Origin of the sequence: Enterobacter sp. 50793107, assembly GCF_001463365.1 — a bacterium.
GTDB classification, from domain to species: Bacteria; Pseudomonadota; Gammaproteobacteria; order Enterobacterales; family Enterobacteriaceae; genus Enterobacter; species Enterobacter cloacae.
Genome location: NZ_LNII01000070.1, coordinates 113,922 through 133,116 on the forward strand (window position 1 = coordinate 113,922; position 19,195 = coordinate 133,116).

Genomic DNA, 19,195 nt, shown 5'->3' on the forward strand with positions numbered 1-19,195 from the left:
ATTATGCGCCGTGTGCGTTTTTGCGCGTTTCTGACCGGTCTGCTGCTGACCACTCCTCTGTGTGCCGCCGACAGCTGGCACGTTATCCAACAACAGGCCAAAGGCCAGACCGTCTGGTTTAACGCCTGGGGAGGCGATCAGGCGGTTAACCGCTACCTCGACTGGGTCAGCGGCGAGATGAAAACGCACTACGCAATCAACCTCAACATTGTCCACCTGGCCGATGCGGCGGATGCGGTAAAACGGATCCAGACAGAAGCTGCCGCCGGGCGTAAGACCCATGGCTCGGTGGATCTTTTGTGGGTTAACGGTGAGAATTTCCGCACGCTGAAAGAGGCTAACCTGCTGCAAACCGGATGGGCACAGACGCTGCCTAACTGGCGTTATGTCGACACGGGCAAACCGGTCACGGAAGATTTCGCCCTGCCAACCGAGGGTGCAGAATCTCCGTGGGGTGGCGCGCAGCTCACCTTTATCGCCCGCAAAGCGAGCATGCCGACTCCACCGTCAGACCCGCAGGGATTACTGGCCTGGGCCCAGCAGCATCCGGGTAAAATCAGCTATCCTCGTCCGCCTGATTTTACCGGCACCGCGTTTCTGGAACAGTTGCTTCTCACGCTCACCTCCCGACCCGATGCGCTGAAACGCGCGCCCGATGACACCTTTGCACAGGTTACCGCGCCGCTCTGGGACTACCTCGACAAACTCCACCCGCTGCTGTGGCGAGAAGGAAAAGATTTCCCGCCTTCACCTGCGCGGATGGATACCCTGCTCGCTCGCGGCAGTCTGAGCCTGTCGCTGACCTTTAACCCGGCACATGCGCTGCAAAAAGTGGCCAGCGGTGAACTGCCTGCCGACAGCTACAGCTTTGGTTTTCACAACGGGATGATCGGTAACGTTCATTTTGTTGCCATCCCGGCGAACGCCAGCGCCAGTGCGGGGGCCAGGGTGGTTGCCAATTTCCTGCTCTCACCTCAGGCGCAGATCCGCAAAGCCGACCCGGCTATCTGGGGCGATCCGAGCGTACTGCAGGCGAACACGCTGCCCGCAGATGAAGCAAAACAGCTTCAGGCCCACACGCCACAAGGGCTTCCGCAGATGCTTGCGGAGCCACACGCAGCCTGGGTTAACGCGCTGGAGCAGGAATGGCTGCGTCGTTACGGCACCCGCTGAGCGCACTCATCTGGCTGGCGATGGCGGCAGTGTATCTGCCGCTTGTTCCCGCCGCCGCCATGCTGTTGACGCCGGCGCTGTCGGCAGAAAACTGGCAACGCCTGTTTGACGACCCGCAGATCCCGCAGGCGCTCGCTGCCACCCTGGTATCCACGCTGATTGCCACTCTCGGCGCCCTGTTTATCGCCCTGATTTTCGTCACCACGCTCTGGCCCGGTGAGCGCTGGCGTCTTCTGTGCACCCGTTTGCCGTGGCTGCTGGCCGTTCCCCACGTTGCTTTCGCCACCAGCGTGTTGCTGACTTTTGCCGAAGGCGGTCTGTTTTATCAGCTCTGTACACGCTGCTCCCCGATGTTGGATCGCTACGGGATTGGGCTGGGGCTAACTCTCGCCGTCAAGGAGAGCGCCTTCGTGCTGTGGGCGATATACGCGGTGTTACCTGAAACCATACTGGCCCGCCAGAATGTCGTGTTGCAAACCCTGGGATACGGGCGGTTCCAGCGACTGTGCTGGCTGGTGATCCCGGAGATCGCGCCGGCGCTGGGTGCCACAATGCTGGCGGTGCTCGCCTGGTCCCTCTCTGTTGTGGATGTCGCCATCATCCTGGGGCCGGGGAATCCGCCTACCCTGGCGGTACTGGCCTGGCAGTGGCTGACCCAGGGCGACGTGCAGCAGCAAACGAAAGGAATGCTGCTCTGCCTGCTGATGCTCGCGCTGCTGGCCGCGCTTTCGGCGCTGGGGTTCGGTATCTGGAAGGCGTGGCGTCGCACGTTGCCTGCGCTGACAGGGGTGCGACGCACGTTCCCCCTCGCGCCGCCCGCCCGTATGCTCAGCGGAATCCTCCCCGCATGCGGCATGCTTTGCGCCGGCGTGCTGCTGATGCTGGCCCAGTGGGATGATGTTAGCGCCGTGCGTGCCAGCTTATCGTTCGGCCTGCTCGCCAGCCTGATAGGCCTGATCATGATACTGCTCTGGCTGGAATGGGGGCCGCGGCGTGGTGCACTGTGGGTCTGGCTCCCTCTCGCCCTTCCTGCGCTGCCGCTGGTTTCCGGGCAATACAGGGTGGCGTTATGGCTGGGTATCGACGGGCAGTACGCCGCCGTGCTCTGGAGTCATCTGCTGTGGGTGTTGCCGTGGATGCTGCTGATACTGCAACCCGCCTGGCGGCGCATCGATCCGCGGCTTCTCCTCACGGCCAGAACGCTTGGCTGGCGGCGGACAAAAGTCTTCTGCCTGATCAAATGTCCCCTGCTGTTGCGCCCCGCGCTGCTGGCGTTTGCAACCGGATTTTCGGTCAGCATGGCGCAATACATGCCAACACTCTGGCTCGGCGCGGGGCGTTTCAGCACCCTTACCACCGAAACCGTGGCGCTCAGCAGCGGCGGCAGCATCCCGATTCTGGCTAACCGGGCGCTGTGGCTTCTGTTGGTGACAGGGGCCGTCTTCGGCGTTGCCGCACTGTTATCCCGGCTCGCAGGCCATTATCGACGAGGATTACGTTAATGCTGAAGGTCAACAATCTCACCATTGCGCTGCTGTTCCGTGAAGTTAACTTTTATGTCCCTCGCGGTGAAATTGTCACCCTGATGGGGCCGTCCGGCAGCGGGAAATCGACCCTGTTCTCATGGATGGTTGGGGCACTGTCTGACGACTTTCAGGCGCAGGGCGAGCTGTGGCTTGACGATCGCCGCTGTGACGGGCTGCCTGTCGAGCAACGCGGGATCGGTATTCTCTTTCAGGACGCACTGCTGTTTGACCAGTACAGCGTCGGGCAAAATCTGCTGCTGGCGTTACCGGCGCGAATAACCGGACGCGCACGCCGGGAAAAGGTGCAACAGGCTCTGGATTCAGCCGGGCTAAATCGCCACTATGCCAGCGATCCGGCCACGCTATCCGGCGGGGAGCGTGCCAGGGTGAGCCTGCTGCGGGCTCTGCTTGCCGAGCCACAGGCGTTGTTGCTGGACGAACCGTTTAGCCGCCTTGATAAATCACTGCGGTCGTCCTTTCGGACATGGGTGTTTGATGCCCTGCGCGCACGCAATATCCCGGTAGTGCTGGTCACGCATGACGATGAAGATATTCCGCCGGGTGGCGAGGTGATTGAGATTTCTCGCTGGCAATAATGTGCTAACGCAATGTTTTACCTTTCAGGAGAGACGACAATGCCCCCCTCTTTTACTGACGTCAGGTTATTCGATGAAACGTGTTTCTCAACTGACCGCGCTGGCCCTGCTTTGCGGCCTCGCCTCACTCTCTTGCATGGCCGCTGATATGCCCCATTCGCTCACACTGGCTCAGCTTCAGGAACAGCACGGCGCGGCGATCGATACCCGTGCCAGTGCGTTTTATAACGGCTGGCCGCAAACGCTGAGCGCCCCCTCCGGGCACGAGCCCGCTGCGCTTAACCTCTCTACCACCTGGCTGAGCGCGATGAGCGACGACCAGATTGGCCGCTGGGCAAAACAGCATCAGCTTACCCCCACAACGACTATCGCCCTCTACGGCAGTGACGCTGACAACCAGGCGGTGAGCGCCCGCCTGAAGAAAGCCGGTTATCCCCGGGTTTCCGTTCTCAGTGATGCCCTGCAGTCCCCTGAGCGTCTGCAGCGCCTGCCGCACTTTGAACAGCTCGTTTACCCGCAGTGGATTTATCAGCTTTCGCAGGGCAAACCGGTGGCAGCCGCCCCGGCCGGTGACTGGAAAGTGATTGAAGCCGCCTGGGGTGCGCCGAAGTTCTATCTACTGAACCACATTCCCGGCGCGGATTATATTGATACCAACGAAGTGGAAAGCGAGCCGCTGTGGAATAAGGTTTCTGACGACAAACTGAAAGCGATGCTGGCAAAACACGGGATCCGTCACGATACCACCGTCATTCTGTATGGTCGCGATGTCTATGCCGCCGCCCGCGTGGCGCAAATTATGCTCTACGCGGGCGTGAAGGACGTGCGTATTCTTAATGGTGGCTGGAAAGCGTGGTCAGAGGCCAACCTGCCGGTGGAAAGAGGGATGCCTGCTGATGTCAAACCCGCTCCCGATTTCGGCGCGCCGCTCCCCGGTCAGCCACAGCTGATGATCGATATGGCGCAGGCGCGCGGGATGCTGCATCGCCAGGATGCTTCGCTGGTCAGCATTCGCTCGTGGCCGGAGTTTACTGGCGAAACCAGCGGCTACAGCTACATCAAACCCAAAGGTGAAATTGCCGGTGCCCGCTGGGGTCATGCCGGAAGCGATGCCACCCATATGGAAGATTTCCATAACCCGGACGGCACCATGCGCAGCGCCGATGACATCGCCGCCATGTGGAAAAGCTGGAACATCCTGCCGGAACAGCACGTGGCCTTTTATTGCGGTACCGGCTGGCGAGCTTCAGAGGGCTTTATGTATGCCCGGGCGATGGGCTGGAAAAACATCTCCGTCTATGACGGTGGCTGGTACGAATGGAGCAGCCACCCGCAAAACCCGGTGTCGTCTGGCGAACGCGGACCCGACAGTTCGCGCTAGGGCGTGAGTGAACGCAGCGTCAGATACCCGCTCCAGATGCGCGTTGTGGTGGTCAGCCAGCACAACGCGCCAAATACCCACGCGAGAAGCGTGAAGTGCGCCGGAAACAGGCAGCACAACACAAACAGCACGATGGTCTCCGTCCCTTCCGTTAATCCGCCGATATAGTAAAACGACTTGTGCGCATAGCCGGGGTTATCGATATTGTGTTTCGCCGCCAGAGCGGCAAAGGCCAGAAAGCTGCTGCCGGTTCCGATAAAGGCGAACAGTAGCCAGGCCGCGGCCAGCGCATTCTCAGCGGGAGCCGCGAGGGCAAAACCAAACGGCACCAGCGCGTAGAACAGAAAATCGAGCGCGATATCCAGAAACCCGCCCGCATCCGTCAGCCCTCTGCGGCGTGCCAGTGCGCCGTCCAGGCCATCCAGCAGGCGATTAGCCACAATGGCGACCAGGGCCGCCGGATACCAGCCAAGCGCCAGAAACGGTAGCGTCAGCACGCCTGCGGCAAATCCGGTTAACGTTAAGCCATCGGGCGTGATGCCGGGTTTATCCAGCCAGGAGGCCAGCCGGTTAAGGGCGGGCTTTACCCGGGGATGAATATGTCGATCAAGCATGCGGCTTTCCTTTAAACGTGTCGCACAGTCCCTGCGCCGGGATATCAAGGGCGGCATTAAAGCGGGCCGAAAGGTTTTGAAACGCAATCAGCGCCGTCATTTCGCTAATCGTCTCATCGGTAAAAAGGCGTTTGAGCTCGCTTTTGAGCGCCTCATCCACCTGCGGCGGCGTGGCGGTGACGGCCTCCGCGTAGGCCAGCGCCGCGCGCTCCTGCTCATTGAAAAGCGCGGCGTCACGCCACTGACTCACGGCCTGCACTTTATCCAACGCGCCCGCGCGTTCGGCAAGACGCAGGCTATTGGCATCAATACAAAATGCACAGTGACAGAGCTGGGATACCCGCGTCATCAGCAGCGAGCGCAGCACCGGCGTCAGGCGGGCGTTGCGTCGCTCCAGAAACCCGACAAACAGCGCCACCAGCCAGAACAGGCGCGGCATACGTCCCCACCAGCGCGTGGGGTTAAGCACTGCGCCAAAGTGTTTTTTCTGCATGGCGGCAATAGGTTTGAGGCTGGCGGGAAGGGATTCAACCGGGGCAACCCAGGTGGATGTCTCTTTCACGTGATTCTCCTGATGACTGGACTCCTGGAAAGGGCACGATAATATGGTGTTTTTCGCTATCAAGTATTGACGACCATGCTGAAAACACTCGATGTCGTTGCGGCAATCATCGAAAAAGACAATAAAATTTTACTGGCGCAGCGCCCCATGCATGCCGATCAGCCGGGCCTGTGGGAGTTTGCCGGTGGAAAGGTGGAAGCCGGAGAAACGCAGCCCGAAGCGCTGATCCGCGAGCTGCAGGAGGAGTTAGGGATCCACGCGCGACCGTCGTACTACGTGGCAAGCCACCAGCGGGAAGTGTCACAGCGGTTAATCCATTTACACGCCTGGCACGTGCCCCACTTCAGTGGTGAGCTAACGGCGCACTACCACAGCGCCCTGGTGTGGTGTACGCCTGAAGAGGCGTTTGACTACCCCTTAGCCCCGGCGGATATTCCGCTGCTGGAAGCCTTTATTCTTTTACGCGACGCCAGACCAGTGGATTCGTACTGATGGTGCGTTCATCGCGCTGGCACTGCAGCAGGATGCCGTCCGCTTTCACCACCGCCCCTTCTGAGTAGTTCTGATCCTGATAGATGCAGCACTGGTTACAGGGCTGCGCTCTCTGGCCGCTGGAGCTAAAGACCTCCGGCGGTACGTTCACTTCCACATCCGGGCGAATGCGGTCAGCCTGCGCGCCAGCGCTCAGCATCAAACATAACGCGGTCATCACGTAACGGTTCATAGACTTCTCTTCCTGTTGTGTCCTGATAATGACTATAACGGTTAATCATCGCGGAACCTTTAATTTATCTCGTCATCGCTTTTGGTTATGACGCCGCACTGGTCATTAATTTCCCTTTCGACATAAATTTCTGCTTGCTTCGCAAAGCGGTACGGGTGGTATAGTCAAAAAAACAACACAAATCGTATAAGACACATACGGAAATTATCATAAGAGGTTCTTATATCTATGGATCAGACACGCACTCTGGAAAGTTTTCTCACCCATGTTCAGCAGCGCGACCCGCATCAGAGCGAGTTTGCGCAGGCCGTACGTGAAGTAATGACCACCCTGTGGCCCTTCCTGGAACAAAACCCACGTTATCGTCAGATGTCTTTGCTTGAGCGCCTCGTCGAACCTGAGCGCGTGATCCAGTTCCGCGTGGCGTGGGTGGACGACCGCAATCAGGTGCAGGTGAACCGCGCGTGGCGCGTGCAGTTTAACTCGGCTATCGGGCCGTTTAAGGGCGGGATGCGCTTCCACCCTTCAGTGAACCTGTCGATTTTGAAATTCCTTGGCTTTGAGCAGACCTTTAAAAACGCGCTCACTACCCTGCCGATGGGCGGCGGTAAAGGCGGCAGCGATTTTGACCCGAAAGGCAAAAGCGAAGGCGAAGTGATGCGCTTCTGCCAGGCGCTGATCACCGAGCTTTATCGCCACCTTGGCCCGGACACCGACGTCCCTGCTGGTGATATCGGCGTGGGCGGGCGTGAAGTGGGCTTTATGGCCGGAATGATGAAAAAGCTCTCAAACAACAGCGCCTGCGTCTTTACCGGCAAAGGACTCTCCTTTGGCGGCAGCCTGATCCGCCCGGAAGCGACCGGCTACGGTCTGGTCTATTTCACCGAAGCGATGCTGAAACGCCACGGCTTAGGCTTCGAAGGCATGCGCGTGGCGGTCTCCGGCTCCGGCAACGTGGCGCAATATGCCATCGAAAAAGCAATGCAGTTTGGTGCCCGCGTGGTCACCGCGTCTGATTCCAGCGGTACCGTCGTGGATGAAGCCGGCTTCACGGCTGAGAAACTGGCGCGTCTGTGTGAAATCAAAGCCAGTCGCGATGGCCGCGTGGCCGATTATGCCCGCGAGTTTGGTCTGACCTATCTTGAGGGTAAACAACCGTGGGGCGTGCCGGTGGATATCGCCCTGCCGTGTGCAACCCAGAACGAACTGGACGTTGAAGCCGCCCGCACCTTAATCAGCAATGGCGTAAAAGCGGTAGCCGAAGGGGCGAATATGCCAACCACCATCGAGGCGACCGATCTGTTCCTGGAAGCAGGCGTACTGTTTGCACCGGGCAAAGCCGCCAACGCCGGCGGCGTGGCAACGTCCGGTCTGGAGATGGCGCAAAACGCCGCGCGTCTGGGCTGGAAAGCAGAGAAAGTGGATGCCCGTCTGCACCACATCATGCTGGATATTCACCACGCCTGCGTAGAGTACGGCGGTGAGGCCTCGCAAACCAACTACGTGCGTGGTGCGAATATCGCCGGGTTCGTGAAGGTGGCGGACGCGATGATTGGACAAGGTGTGATTTAAGTTTTAACGTGCGGCCGGGTGCCCTCTCCCTTTGGGAGAGGGGAAAAAAACGAGGGTATCAGGCCGCGCTCTTTTTCTTTTTAAACGGTTTCTTCGCACCACCACCCGGTGCCACCATTCCTCTGAACCGCTTCACCGGCGTGCTGCGTGCCTGATCGATCAGCTGGTACAGCGTCCCCACCAGCGGCTGCATAAAGTCCTGATAACGGCACTGTTTCTCGCTGATTTGCGTCAGCACCGATTCCCAGTGCGCCGTCATATCCGGCCTGGCGGCCAGCTCCGGCAGGGAGTGGATTAATGCCCTGCCCGGCTCGGTGGAGTGAATATAGCGCCCTTTTTTCTCCAGGAAGCCGCGTTTGAACAGCAGCTCGATGATCCCCGCGCGGGTCGCTTCAGTTCCCAGCCCGTCAGTGGCGCGCAGGATCTTTTTCAGCTCTTTGTCCTGTACAAAACGGGCAATCCCGGTCATGGCGGAGAGCAGCGTCGCATCGGTGAAATGGCGTGGTGGCTGCGTCTGGCGCTCTACCACTTCCCCTTTCTCACACAGCAGCTCGTCGTCTTTAGCCACTACCGGCAGCGGAGTGCCGTCGTTCTCTTCGTCACGCTCTTTGTTGCCAAGCAGCGTACGCCAGCCCGCTTCCGCCAGAAAACGCGCTTTGGCAATAAATTTGCCTTTGGAGATCTCCAGCTCAATGACGCACTTGCGGAACACCGCGTCCGGGCAGAACTGCATCAGATATTGACGCGCGATCAGGTTATAGACCTTCGCTTCGTTCTCCGTCAGGTTGACGTTGCTGGCCCGCGCCGTCGGGATGATCGCATGGTGGGCATCGACTTTTTTATCGTCCCAGCAGCGGTTATGGGTATCCGGGTTGACGACCGGCTGCGGCAGCAGATCCGGCGCATGCACGCCGATGGCGTTCATCACCGCGTGGCGTCCGGCAAAGTGCTCTTCAGGCAGGTAGCGGCTGTCTGAACGCGGATAGGTGATGAGCTTGTGGGTTTCGTAGAGCTTCTGGCAGATATCCAGCACGTTCTGCGCGCTCAGGCCAAAGCGCTTCGCGGCCTCAATCTGCAGGGCAGAAAGTGAAAACGGCAGCGGTGCGGGTTCGGATTCCCGTTTATCGTTATAGCTGGTGACGATGGCAGGTTGACCGGTGATCCGGTTGACCACGTGCTCCGCCAGCGGACGGTGCAGCAGACGGCCTTCTTCATCCTGATACGATTCGCAGGCATCGCTCGGCTGCCAGACGGCGGTAAAACGCTCCTCTTTCGGGGTGACGATGTGCGCTTTCACTTCGAAGAAATCTTTGGCGACGAAGTTTTCAATTTCTTCATCACGGCGCACCACCAGCCCCAGCACCGGCGTTTGCACGCGGCCTACGGAGAGTACCCCCTGATAGCCGGCATTCCGCCCAAGGATCGTGTAGGCGCGGGTCATGTTGATCCCGTACAGCCAGTCTGCGCGCGCGCGGGCTAACGCGGACACGCACAGCGGGATAAACTCGCTGTTGGCGCGCAGACGTGAAATCGCCCGCTCCACCGCCTGCGGGTTGAGGTCGTTAATCAGGCAGCGCTGCACCTGCTGGCGTTTTTCCGGCGCCAGCTCCAGATAGTCCAGCACTTCATCCACCAGCAGTTGTCCTTCCCTGTCCGGGTCACCGGCGTGGACAACTTCAGACGCTTCATGCAGAAAGCGCTTAATGACGTTGAGCTGTTTGGTGACGGAGGGGCGCGGTTGCAGGCGCCATTTTTCCGGCACGATAGGCAGATCGTTGAGGTTCCAGCGGGCATAGCGGCTGTCGTAGACGTCTGGCTGTGCCTGCTCAAGCAGGTGACCAATGCACCAGGTGACCACCTGCCCGTTACCGCATTCAATAAAGCCGTCGCCTTTGCGATGCGGCTTCGGCAGCACATCGGCGATGGCACGAGCCAGACTCGGCTTTTCGGCAATAAACAACCGCATCGAATTAACGGATCTCAATCATCGGTCGGCCACCGCGCGCGGTCACCAGTTCGCCGATCGCCGTCAGGGTAATACCAAACTCGGCGGCCGTTGCCTGCACCTCGGCTTCTGACTCCGGCGTGACTGCCAGCAGCAGACCACCCGAGGTTTGCGGATCGCACAGCAGGTTACGCCACTCTTCAGGCATTTCGCCCATCAGATGACCATAGCTGGCAAAGTTACGCTGAGTACCGCCCGGCACGGCGCCCTGGGCAATGTACGCTTCCACGCCTGGCAGCTTCGGCACGTCCTGATACCAGACCTGCGCCTGCACACCCGCGCCCTGACACACTTCAGAGAGATGCCCCAACAGGCCAAAACCGGTGACGTCGGTCATCGCCTTCACGCCGTCGATATTGGCGAAAGCGGCACCGGCCAGGTTCATCTGGCACATCACTTCCGTTGCCAGACCTTTATGCTCGGGTTTCAGCAGGGATTTTTTCTCGGCGGTGGTCAGCACGCCAATGCCCAGCGGCTTGGTGAGGAACAGCTTGCAACCCGCCTGCGCGGTGCTGTTGCGTTTGACGCGCTCGGTAGGCACCACGCCCGTGACCGCCAGACCGAAGATTGGCTCCGGCGCATCAATAGAGTGACCACCGGCCAGGGCAATCCCCGCCTGCTGGCAGGCAAAGCGTCCGCCCTCAATCACCTGGCGGGCTATTTCTGGCGCAAGGGTGTTGATCGGCCAGCCCAGAATCGCAATCGCCATAATCGGTTTACCGCCCATCGCGAAGATATCGCTGATGGCGTTGGTCGCTGCGATGCGCCCGAAATCGAACGGGTTATCGACAATCGGCATAAAGAAGTCAGTGGTACTGATAATGCTGGTGCCGTTACCCAAGTCATAAACCGCTGCATCGTCACGCGTTTCGTTGCCAACAAGCAGGTTCGGGTCGACAAACTTCGCCTGTTCACTGTGCAGGATGGTTTCCAGCACTTTGGGGGAAATTTTACAACCGCAACCGGCTCCGTGGCTGTATTGCGTTAAACGAATGGTTTGCTCGCTCATGGACATCTCCTGTCAATGCAATCGCGCTATGGTAGCGCTCATTCCTTAAAGAGGTAAGTATGACTGTCTGAATTCTGCGGCAGATGCTCAGAATCCAGACAGTTTAGCGCGCGTTATCAGAAACGGCTGACGAAAGGCGTGGTGTCCGGCACGCTAATGGTGCTGGAGGCTTTAAGCTGAGGGGTGCCGAGATAGAGGAAACCGACGATTTTGTCATGCTCGCCGCAGTTGAGTCCGTCGCGCACCGCCGGGCTTTCAGTTAGTGGCCCGGTACGCCAGATACCGTTGAAGCCTTGTGCAACAGCGGCCATCTGCATCGCCATCACCGCGCATCCCGCCGACATCTCCTGCTCCCATACCGGCACTTTATGCTCCGCCTGACACTTCGCCACGACGGCGATAATCATCGGCGCACGGAACGGCGCATTACGGGCTTTATCGATCCCTTTCTCATCCTGACCGGCGGCAACCGCCCCCTGCTCCAGCAGCTGGCTGAAGCGCTCGCGGCCTTCACCTTCAATAATAAAGAAGTGCCACGGCTGAAGTGTGCCGTGATCCGGCGCACGCATACCGGCACGCAGAATGTTCTCCAGCTGCTCACCCGCTGGCGCAGGTTCCGCCAGACGTGACGCGCTACGGCGGTTAACAAGCAGTTCAAGTGCGTCCATTGGTTAACTCCTTTCTTGAAATTTACTCACAAAATTAACACGACGGCAGATTTTGTTACAGCCTGGCAGGCGATTCCTGCTGACAAGTGGCGGTTGGGTCATTACGATAACCCAACATTACCGTCCAGTGGCGACGGAAACAGTCATTTTCTGGTTAGGGAGAATACATGCGAACCCTTTGGCGAATCTTTGCCGGTTTCTTTAAATGGACGTGGCGACTGCTCAATTTCGTCCGCAACCTGGTGATGAACCTCGTTTTCATCCTCCTGGTGCTGGTTTGCGCGGGCATCTGGATGCACATCAGTAACGCAAACCAGTCACAGCATTCGACGCGCGGCGCGCTGCTGCTCGACATCACCGGCGTGATTGTCGATAAGCCTTCCACCAGCAATCGTCTGGGAGTGATTGGTCGTCAGCTGTTCGGCGCTACCTCGGACCGCCTGCAGGAAAACTCCCTGTTCGATATTGTCGATACCATTCGTCAGGCAAAAGATGATCGCAACATTACGGGTATCGTGCTGGATCTGAAAGATTTTGCCGGGGCCGACCAGCCTTCTATGCAGTACATCGGCAAAGCCCTGCGTGAATTCCGTGACAGCGGTAAACCGGTGATCGCAATAGGCGACAGCTACAGCCAGGGGCAATATTATCTGGCGAGCTTTGCCAATAAAATCTGGCTTTCACCTCAGGGTACGGTCGACCTGCACGGCTTTGCCACGAACGGGCTTTACTACAAATCTCTGCTCGACAAGCTGAAGGTCACCACCCACGTGTTCCGCGTCGGTACGTATAAATCTGCCGTTGAGCCATTTATCCGTGATGACATGTCTCCTGCCGCCCGTGAAGCGGACAGCCGCTGGATTGGTGAGCTGTGGCAGAACTACCTGACCACAGTTGCCAGTAACCGCCAGATTACCCCTGCACAGGTCTTCCCTGGTGCTCAGGGCGTGCTGGACGGCTTGCGCAAGGTTGACGGCGATACCGCGAAATATGCGCTTGATAACAAGCTGGTCGATGCCCTGGGAACCAGCGCGGAGATCGAAAAGTCCCTGAGCAAACAGTTCGGCTGGAGCAAAGAGGATAAAAATTACAGCGCGATCAGCATGTACGATTACGCGGCGAAAAAACCGGATGAGAGCGGTGACAGCGTTGCGGTCGTCTTCGCCAATGGCGCAATCATGGACGGTCAGGAGACTCCGGGGAACGTCGGGGGTGATACCACCGCGTCGCAGATCCGTGACGCGCGTCTTGACCCGAAAGTGAAAGCGATTGTGCTGCGTGTGAACAGCCCGGGGGGCAGCGTCAGCGCCTCTGAAGTGATCCGCGCCGAGCTGGCCGCTGCGCGTGCAGCAGGTAAACCGGTGGTGGTTTCCATGGGCGGCATGGCGGCTTCCGGCGGTTACTGGATCTCAACCCCGGCTAACTACATCGTCGCTAACCCAAGCACCCTGACCGGATCAATTGGCATCTTCGGGGTGATCAACACGGTAGAGAACAGCCTGGATTACCTGGGTGTGCATACGGATGGTGTGGCCACTTCACCGCTGGCGGATGTGTCGGTAACCAAATCCCTGCCACCTGAAGTGTCCGAGATGATGCAGCTCAGCATTGAGAATGGCTACAAGCGCTTTATCACGCTGGTCGCTGACTCGCGTAAAAAGACGCCGCAGCAGATCGACGAAATTGCTCAGGGCCACGTCTGGACAGGACAGGATGCGAAGAGCAACGGCCTGGTCGACAGCCTGGGTGACTTTGATGACGCGGTGAAGAAAGCCGCCGAACTGGCGAAGCTCAAACAGTGGCATGTTGAATACTATCAGGATGAGCCGTCGTTCTTCGATATGGTGATGGACAGCATGTCCGTCTCCGTGCGCGCCATGTTGCCGGAAGCGCTGCAGGCTTATCTGCCAGCGCCTGTCGCCACGGCCGCTAAAGCGATGAAAGCGGAAAGCGATAAGCTCGCGGCGTTTAATGATCCACAAAGTCGTTACGCGTTTTGCCTGACCTGCGCAAACGTACGTTAAACCCCGTCCCCTCTTCCGGTGAAGAGGGGATTTTTTTCTTTTGAAGAACAAGAAATCACTACCATGCAGAAGAAATCGATTTATGTAGCCTACACTGGCGGTACCATCGGGATGCAGCGCTCTGAAAACGGCTATATTCCTGTGTCCGGTCATCTTCAACGTCAGCTTGCCCTGATGCCGGAATTCCACCGCCCGGAAATGCCTGACTTTACCATCCACGAGTACGAGCCGCTGATGGACTCCTCCGACATGACGCCGGAAGACTGGCAGCATATCGCGGATGACATCAAAGCCCATTACGACCAGTACGACGGCTTTGTGATCCTGCATGGTACCGACACCATGGCCTTTACCGCCTCGGCGCTCTCCTTCATGCTGGAAAACCTGAGCAAACCGGTGATTGTCACCGGCTCGCAAATTCCGCTGGCGGAACTGCGCTCGGATGGACAGATTAACCTGCTTAACTCTCTCTATGTGGCGGCGAACTACCCGATTAACGAGGTCTCGCTGTTCTTCAACAACCGTCTGTATCGTGGCAACCGTACCACCAAAGCGCACGCCGATGGGTTTGACGCCTTCGCCTCTCCAAACCTGCAACCGCTGCTGGAAGCGGGTATTCATATTCGTCGTCTGGGCACGCCGCCTGCGCCGACCACCTCAGGCGAGCTGATCGTTCACCCGATCACTCCGCAGCCGATCGGTGTGGTAACCATTTATCCGGGCATCTCTGCTGATGTGGTGCGTAACTTCCTGCGCCAGCCGGTAAAAGCGCTGATTTTGCGCTCCTACGGTGTGGGTAACGCGCCGCAGAACAGTGAATTCCTGAAAGAGCTGCAGGAAGCGAGCGAGCGCGGGATTGTGGTGGTTAACCTGACGCAATGTATGTCCGGCAAGGTCAATATGGGCGGCTATGCCACCGGTAACGCTCTGGCGCATGCGGGGGTGATCAGCGGATTCGATATGACCGTCGAGGCCACACTGACTAAACTTCATTATTTACTGAGTCAGGATCTGGACATCCAGTCCATTCGCAGCGCCATGATGCAAAACCTGCGCGGCGAACTGACCCCGGACGAATAAGGAGGCCTCATGAAGCAACGCGCCCTGTTACTGGTCGATTTGCAAAATGATTTCTGCGCGGGCGGCGCACTGGCCGTCGCAGAAGGTGACAGCACGGTCGACGTGGCCAATACCCTGATTGACTGGTGTAAATTGCGCGGTGAAGCCGTTGTCGCAAGCCAGGACTGGCATCCGGCCAACCATGGCAGTTTTGCCAGCCAGCACGGCGTTGAACCCTTCAGCCAGGGTGAGCTCGACGGTCTGGCGCAAACCTTCTGGCCCGATCACTGCGTGCAGCAAACGGAAGGCGCCGCGCTACATCCGCTGCTGAATCAGAAAGCCATCGACGCGGTGTTTCATAAAGGCGAAAACCCGGCTATTGACAGCTACAGCGCCTTTTTCGATAACGGACATCGTCAGAAAACGGCGCTGGACGCGTGGTTACGTCACCACGAAATCACCGAGCTGATTGTGCTGGGTCTGGCAACCGATTACTGCGTGAAGTTTAGCGTGCTGGACGCGCTCCAGTTGGTTTATACGGTCAGCGTCATCACCGACGGCTGTCGCGGGGTGAACATTCAACCGCAGGACAGCGCGCAGGCGTTTATGGATATGGCCGCTGAAGGCGCGACGCTGTATACGCTGGCAGACTGGCTGGAGACGCAGGCGTAGTCTTTTATGCCGGGGGGCGGCTTCGCCTTTCCCGGCATTTCCACTCCGATCCCCATAAAGTGAACTCCCTCGCATCACCAGCGAAGCGGCAATGCTATGCTTTTCAGGCTGTTTTTTCGCCACGCTTTTTCTGTGGCGTGGTTATTTTTATTCTGTCAAAGAGGAACACCTATGAAACGTTTGCCATTGCTGGCAGCTTTACCCTTGCTTTGCGCGTCAGTTGCTTACGCCGCTCCCCTGATGTCCGTGGGCTACTTCAACGGCGGTGGTGATGTCACTGCCGGACCCGGCGGCGATATCAATACGCTTGATGTCCGCCAGATCACCCACCTGAACTATTCGTTTGGCCTTATCTACAATAACGAAAAAGACGAAACCAACGCCGCACTGAAAGATCCGGCGAAGCTGCATCAGATCTGGTTATCTCCGAAAGTGGCGTCCGACCTGGCGCTTATCCCACAGCTTCGTAAACAAAACCCGAATTTAAACGTTCTGCTTTCCGTCGGCGGTTGGGGTGCCCGTGGTTTCTCGGGCGCAGCAGCCACCAAAGAGAGCCGCGCGGTGTTTATCCGCTCGGCGCAGGAGATTGTTGAGAAATACGGTCTGGACGGGATCGACCTTGACTGGGAGTACCCGGTAAACGGCGCATGGGGGCTGGTCGCAAGCACGCCTGCAGACCGGGATAACTTCACCTTCCTGCTGAAAGAGCTGCGTGCCGCCTTCGGGCAGAAAAAACTGGTCACGATTGCGGTTGGGGCCAATGCGGAAAGTCCGAAAAGCTGGGTCGATGTGAAAGCCATTGCTCCCCTTCTCGACTATATCAACCTGATGACCTACGACATGGCGTACGGCACTCAGTATTTTAACGCGAACCTGTATGACTCCAGCGCCTGGCCGACCGTGGCGGCAGCAGATAAATACAGCGTTGATTTTGTGGTGAACAATTATCTGGCCGCGGGGCTGAAGCCACAGCAGATGAACCTTGGGATTGGTTTCTATGGGCGCGTACCAAAACGCGCTGTAGAACCGGGCATTGACTGGAGCAAGCCCGATGCGCAAAACAATCCGGTGACACAGCCTTACTTCGGCCCTCAGGAGATCGGGTTGTTCAGATCACTCGGTTATGACCTGACCAAAGATACCTACGTGAAGTACAACGATATCGTGAAGAAACTGCTAAACGACCCGCAAAAGCGCTTTACTGAACACTGGGACGACCAGGCGAAAGTGCCGTGGCTTTCCGTGAAGGGCGCCGACGGGAAGGATCTGTTTGCCCTCTCATATGAGAATCCACGTTCCGTCGCTATCAAAGCGGACTATATCAAAGAGAAAGGTCTGGCAGGCGCAATGTTCTGGGAGTATGGGGCGGATGATAATAACCAGTTAGCGAAGCAGCTGGCAGAGTCGCTCGGGATCTCGCACAAGTAGTGAGGCAATCAAACCCTCTCCCACAAGGAGAGGGTTGAGTGAGGACATCAACCTACACCGTTATTGTATTTTCATCGTCGCAATCGGCTTTGGCGTGATACCAAACTCTTCCTTCAGTTCACGCTTGCTCTTCATCACCATCTGGCCGTTGGTATCGATTGTCATGTGCTGCGCATCGGTATTGTTGCGCGCCTGCCACAGCATGACCAGCTGCAGGCTGTTCTCTTTTTGCTCCGGGGTTAAGGCAACACCATCAGGCCATTTCCCCAGCTCAACGGCGGTGACCAGACGCTGATAAACTTCCGGCGTCATACCGTTAATCATGTCATCAATATTCACGATCTCTCCCTTTCAAAGGAATAATTTGCTGAATCGTTTTTTCAACCTTTAATCTGGTCGCCGTTTTCATCGTCGCTAAAGCTCAGAGAAGCCGAGTTAACGCAGAAACGCTCGCCCGTTGGCTGAGGGCCATCCGGGAAGACATGCCCCAGGTGCGCATCGCAGTTGTCGCAGCGAATTTCGGTACGCACCATCCCGTGCGACGAGTCAGTTAAGTAGCGGATCGCGTCATCACTCACCGGCTCGTAAAAGCTCGGCCAGCCGCAGCCAGAATCGTATTTCGTTTGTGAATTGAACAGCGGGGCGTCACAGACCAGGCAATGGTATACGCCATCGCGTTTGTTATGCAGTAAACGCCCGGTAAATGGCGGCTCCGTGCCGTGATTCTGCGTCACGTAAAACTGCATTTCTGTGAGGTTTTTTTTCAAATCGTCAGGGTTACGTTGGTTCGACATATGCTTACATCTCGCTGTAGAAACAGACACCTTTTAACCCGGATTCTAACAAAACATTAACACCCTTGCGTGCACTTTTGATCTAAACTTATGTGTCGCGAAAAGGCGGTCAGGCAATTGTGATCATGCTCACATATTTATCCTGCGAGGCCTTTAAAATTCCGGGCGCAGCCCCCATGTGGTTGCTAGCTCAAAGGGAAAGTGAGGCGAGTCAGTCGCACAAACGTTAGTCACAGGATTGATTTGTCGCAATGATTGACACGATTCCGCTTGACGCTGCGTAAGGTTTTTGTAATTTTACAGGCAACCTTTTATTCACTAACAAATAGCTGGTGGAATATATGACTATCAAAGTAGGTATCAACGGTTTTGGCCGTATCGGCCGTATTGTTTTCCGTGCTGCTCAGAAACGTTCTGACATCGAAATCGTTGGTATCAACGATCTCCTGGACGCTGAATACATGGCGTACATGCTGAAGTACGACTCAACTCACGGTCGTTTCGACGGCACCGTTGAAGTGAAAGACGGCCACCTGGTTGTTAATGGCAAAACCATCCGCGTTACTGCTGAGAAAGACCCAGCTAACCTGAAATGGAACGAAATCGGTGTTGACGTTGTTGCTGAAGCAACCGGTATCTTCCTGACCGACGAAACTGCGCGTAAACACATCACCGCGGGTGCGAAAAAAGTTGTTCTGACTGGTCCTTCCAAAGACAACACCCCAATGTTCGTTCGTGGTGCTAACTTCGAAACTTACGCTGGCCAGGATATCGTTTCTAACGCATCCTGCACCACCAACTGCCTGGCACCGCTGGCAAAAGTTATCAACGACAACTTCGGCATCATCGAAGGTCTGATGACTACCGTTCACGCGACCACCGCTACTCAGAAAACCGTTGATGGCCCGTCTCACAAAGACTGGCGTGGCGGCCGTGGCGCGGCTCAGAACATCATCCCATCCTCTACCGGTGCTGCTAAAGCGGTAGGTAAAGTACTGCCAGAACTGAATGGCAAACTGACTGGTATGGCGTTCCGCGTTCCAACTCCTAACGTATCCGTTGTTGACCTGACCGTTCGTCTGGAAAAAGCTGCTTCTTACGAAGACATTAAGAAAGCAATCAAAGCTGCTTCCGAAGGCCCAATGAAAGGCGTTCTGGGTTACACCGAAGACGACGTTGTATCTACCGATTTCAACGGCGAAGTATGCACTTCCGTGTTCGATGCTAAAGCAGGTATCGCACTGAACGACAACTTCGTTAAACTGGTATCCTGGTACGACAACGAAACTGGCTACTCTAACAAAGTACTGGACCTGATCGCTCACATCTCCAAATAAACTGGAATGAGTGCTTGATCCAAAAAGGCGACTTCGGTCGCCTTTTTTATT

19 protein-coding genes are annotated in these 19,195 nt (G+C 57.2%); 11 read left to right on the forward strand and 8 right to left on the reverse strand.

All coding sequences use genetic code 11. The features are described 5' to 3' along the window. Positions 1–3 precede the first annotated feature (3 nt). The 4 genes from APU11_RS10085 (at position 4) to APU11_RS10100 (ending at position 4,676) form a co-directional block, all read left to right on the forward strand. The gene (locus tag APU11_RS10085) at positions 4–1,173 is read left to right on the forward strand and encodes an ABC transporter substrate-binding protein (protein ID WP_058651481.1); all 1,170 of its coding nucleotides are present in this window, start codon (positions 4–6) and stop codon (positions 1,171–1,173) included. Further along, positions 1,146–2,675 carry a hypothetical protein gene (locus APU11_RS10090; protein WP_058651480.1) on the forward strand — a complete coding sequence of 510 codons (1,530 nt, stop codon included), beginning with the start codon at positions 1,146–1,148 and terminating at the stop codon, positions 2,673–2,675. Before APU11_RS10085 ends, APU11_RS10090 begins: the two co-directional genes overlap by 28 nt. Then, on the forward strand, positions 2,675–3,295 hold the full coding sequence (locus APU11_RS10095) for an ATP-binding cassette domain-containing protein (protein ID WP_058651479.1): 621 nt from the start codon (positions 2,675–2,677) through the stop codon (positions 3,293–3,295). Before APU11_RS10090 ends, APU11_RS10095 begins: the two co-directional genes overlap by 1 nt. Before the next feature lie 73 nt (positions 3,296–3,368). Continuing rightward, positions 3,369–4,676, forward strand: coding sequence for a sulfurtransferase (locus tag APU11_RS10100; protein WP_058651478.1), 1,308 nt, complete (start codon positions 3,369–3,371; stop codon positions 4,674–4,676). On the opposite strand, the gene APU11_RS10105 is transcribed toward APU11_RS10100, so the two are convergent. Continuing rightward, positions 4,673–5,290, reverse strand: coding sequence for a CDP-alcohol phosphatidyltransferase family protein (locus APU11_RS10105; protein WP_029881998.1), 618 nt, complete (start codon positions 5,288–5,290; stop codon positions 4,673–4,675). The two genes, APU11_RS10100 and APU11_RS10105, sit on opposite strands and share 4 nt — an antisense overlap. Beyond that, positions 5,283–5,852, reverse strand: coding sequence for a carboxymuconolactone decarboxylase family protein (locus tag APU11_RS10110; protein ID WP_057071569.1), 570 nt, complete (start codon positions 5,850–5,852; stop codon positions 5,283–5,285). The genes APU11_RS10105 and APU11_RS10110 overlap by 8 nt, the downstream gene beginning before the upstream one ends. Before the next feature lie 75 nt (positions 5,853–5,927). Between APU11_RS10110 and APU11_RS10115 the strand changes: the two genes are divergently transcribed. Then, on the forward strand, positions 5,928–6,344 hold the full coding sequence (locus APU11_RS10115; RefSeq protein WP_045295809.1) for a pyrimidine (deoxy)nucleoside triphosphate diphosphatase: 417 nt from the start codon (positions 5,928–5,930) through the stop codon (positions 6,342–6,344). On the opposite strand, the gene APU11_RS10120 is transcribed toward APU11_RS10115, so the two are convergent. Further along, on the reverse strand, positions 6,304–6,576 hold the full coding sequence (locus APU11_RS10120; protein ID WP_013097042.1) for a YnjH family protein: 273 nt from the start codon (positions 6,574–6,576) through the stop codon (positions 6,304–6,306). The two genes, APU11_RS10115 and APU11_RS10120, sit on opposite strands and share 41 nt — an antisense overlap. 228 nt (positions 6,577–6,804) lie before the next feature. On the opposite strand from APU11_RS10120, the gene gdhA reads away from it, so the two are divergent. Continuing rightward, positions 6,805–8,148: an NADP-specific glutamate dehydrogenase gene (gene gdhA / locus APU11_RS10125; RefSeq protein ID WP_020688396.1), complete on the forward strand. Its 1,344-nt coding sequence runs from the start codon at positions 6,805–6,807 to the stop codon at positions 8,146–8,148. A 58-nt stretch (positions 8,149–8,206) separates the two neighbouring features. On the opposite strand, the gene APU11_RS10130 is transcribed toward gdhA, so the two are convergent. The 3 genes from APU11_RS10130 to APU11_RS10140 form a co-directional block, all read right to left on the reverse strand. Next, the gene (locus APU11_RS10130) at positions 8,207–10,114 is read right to left on the reverse strand and encodes a DNA topoisomerase III (RefSeq protein WP_058651477.1); all 1,908 of its coding nucleotides are present in this window, start codon (positions 10,112–10,114) and stop codon (positions 8,207–8,209) included. Between the two features lie 4 nt (positions 10,115–10,118). Next, positions 10,119–11,162: a selenide, water dikinase SelD gene (selD, locus tag APU11_RS10135; protein WP_014831513.1), complete on the reverse strand. Its 1,044-nt coding sequence runs from the start codon at positions 11,160–11,162 to the stop codon at positions 10,119–10,121. A 116-nt stretch (positions 11,163–11,278) separates the two neighbouring features. Beyond that, positions 11,279–11,830 (reverse strand): NAD(P)H nitroreductase, encoded by a 552-nt coding sequence (locus APU11_RS10140; protein WP_013097046.1) that lies wholly within the window; start codon positions 11,828–11,830, stop codon positions 11,279–11,281. A gap of 167 nt (positions 11,831–11,997) precedes the next feature. Here APU11_RS10140 and sppA point away from each other — a divergent pair, with 167 nt between their 5' ends. From sppA to APU11_RS10160, 4 genes are all read left to right on the forward strand, one after another. Beyond that, positions 11,998–13,854 carry a signal peptide peptidase SppA gene (gene sppA, locus APU11_RS10145; protein ID WP_020690337.1) on the forward strand — a complete coding sequence of 619 codons (1,857 nt, stop codon included), beginning with the start codon at positions 11,998–12,000 and terminating at the stop codon, positions 13,852–13,854. A gap of 63 nt (positions 13,855–13,917) precedes the next feature. Then, entirely contained in the window at positions 13,918–14,934 is a 1,017-nt protein-coding gene (gene ansA / locus APU11_RS10150; protein WP_013097048.1) for an asparaginase, read from the forward strand. A gap of 9 nt (positions 14,935–14,943) precedes the next feature. Further along, positions 14,944–15,585 (forward strand): bifunctional nicotinamidase/pyrazinamidase, encoded by a 642-nt coding sequence (gene pncA, locus APU11_RS10155; protein WP_058651476.1) that lies wholly within the window; start codon positions 14,944–14,946, stop codon positions 15,583–15,585. A 171-nt stretch (positions 15,586–15,756) separates the two neighbouring features. After that, complete coding sequence (locus APU11_RS10160) at positions 15,757–17,013, forward strand: glycoside hydrolase family 18 protein (protein ID WP_013097050.1); 1,257 nt, start codon at positions 15,757–15,759, stop codon at positions 17,011–17,013. Between the two features lie 60 nt (positions 17,014–17,073). Here the strand turns inward: APU11_RS10160 and APU11_RS10165 are convergent, their stop codons facing one another. Next, positions 17,074–17,352: a YeaC family protein gene (locus tag APU11_RS10165; protein WP_013097051.1), complete on the reverse strand. Its 279-nt coding sequence runs from the start codon at positions 17,350–17,352 to the stop codon at positions 17,074–17,076. Positions 17,353–17,393: 41 nt separating this feature from the next. Beyond that, positions 17,394–17,807, reverse strand: coding sequence for a peptide-methionine (R)-S-oxide reductase MsrB (gene msrB / locus APU11_RS10170; protein WP_058651475.1), 414 nt, complete (start codon positions 17,805–17,807; stop codon positions 17,394–17,396). Positions 17,808–18,148: 341 nt separating this feature from the next. Here msrB and gapA point away from each other — a divergent pair, with 341 nt between their 5' ends. After that, on the forward strand, positions 18,149–19,144 hold the full coding sequence (gene gapA / locus APU11_RS10175) for a glyceraldehyde-3-phosphate dehydrogenase (RefSeq protein ID WP_013097053.1): 996 nt from the start codon (positions 18,149–18,151) through the stop codon (positions 19,142–19,144). Positions 19,145–19,195 lie beyond the last annotated feature (51 nt).

What these genes read in the sequence shown, in the direction of transcription:
- APU11_RS10085 (WP_058651481.1), top strand. Translation starts at nt 4, where the DNA reads ATGCGCCGTGTGCGTTTTTGCGCGTTTCTGACCGGTCTGCTGCTGACC.
- APU11_RS10090 (WP_058651480.1), top strand. Translation starts at nt 1,146, where the DNA reads ATGGCTGCGTCGTTACGGCACCCGCTGAGCGCACTCATCTGGCTGGCG.
- APU11_RS10095 (WP_058651479.1), top strand. Translation starts at nt 2,675, where the DNA reads ATGCTGAAGGTCAACAATCTCACCATTGCGCTGCTGTTCCGTGAAGTT.
- APU11_RS10100 (WP_058651478.1), top strand. Translation starts at nt 3,369, where the DNA reads ATGAAACGTGTTTCTCAACTGACCGCGCTGGCCCTGCTTTGCGGCCTC.
- APU11_RS10105 (WP_029881998.1), bottom strand. Translation starts at nt 5,290, where the DNA reads ATGCTTGATCGACATATTCATCCCCGGGTAAAGCCCGCCCTTAACCGG.
- APU11_RS10115 (WP_045295809.1), top strand. Translation starts at nt 5,928, where the DNA reads ATGCTGAAAACACTCGATGTCGTTGCGGCAATCATCGAAAAAGACAAT.
- APU11_RS10120 (WP_013097042.1), bottom strand. Translation starts at nt 6,576, where the DNA reads ATGAACCGTTACGTGATGACCGCGTTATGTTTGATGCTGAGCGCTGGC.
- gdhA (WP_020688396.1), top strand. Translation starts at nt 6,805, where the DNA reads ATGGATCAGACACGCACTCTGGAAAGTTTTCTCACCCATGTTCAGCAG.
- APU11_RS10130 (WP_058651477.1), bottom strand. Translation starts at nt 10,114, where the DNA reads ATGCGGTTGTTTATTGCCGAAAAGCCGAGTCTGGCTCGTGCCATCGCC.
- selD (WP_014831513.1), bottom strand. Translation starts at nt 11,162, where the DNA reads ATGAGCGAGCAAACCATTCGTTTAACGCAATACAGCCACGGAGCCGGT.
- APU11_RS10140 (WP_013097046.1), bottom strand. Translation starts at nt 11,830, where the DNA reads ATGGACGCACTTGAACTGCTTGTTAACCGCCGTAGCGCGTCACGTCTG.
- sppA (WP_020690337.1), top strand. Translation starts at nt 11,998, where the DNA reads ATGCGAACCCTTTGGCGAATCTTTGCCGGTTTCTTTAAATGGACGTGG.
- ansA (WP_013097048.1), top strand. Translation starts at nt 13,918, where the DNA reads ATGCAGAAGAAATCGATTTATGTAGCCTACACTGGCGGTACCATCGGG.
- pncA (WP_058651476.1), top strand. Translation starts at nt 14,944, where the DNA reads ATGAAGCAACGCGCCCTGTTACTGGTCGATTTGCAAAATGATTTCTGC.
- APU11_RS10160 (WP_013097050.1), top strand. Translation starts at nt 15,757, where the DNA reads ATGAAACGTTTGCCATTGCTGGCAGCTTTACCCTTGCTTTGCGCGTCA.
- msrB (WP_058651475.1), bottom strand. Translation starts at nt 17,807, where the DNA reads ATGTCGAACCAACGTAACCCTGACGATTTGAAAAAAAACCTCACAGAA.
- gapA (WP_013097053.1), top strand. Translation starts at nt 18,149, where the DNA reads ATGACTATCAAAGTAGGTATCAACGGTTTTGGCCGTATCGGCCGTATT.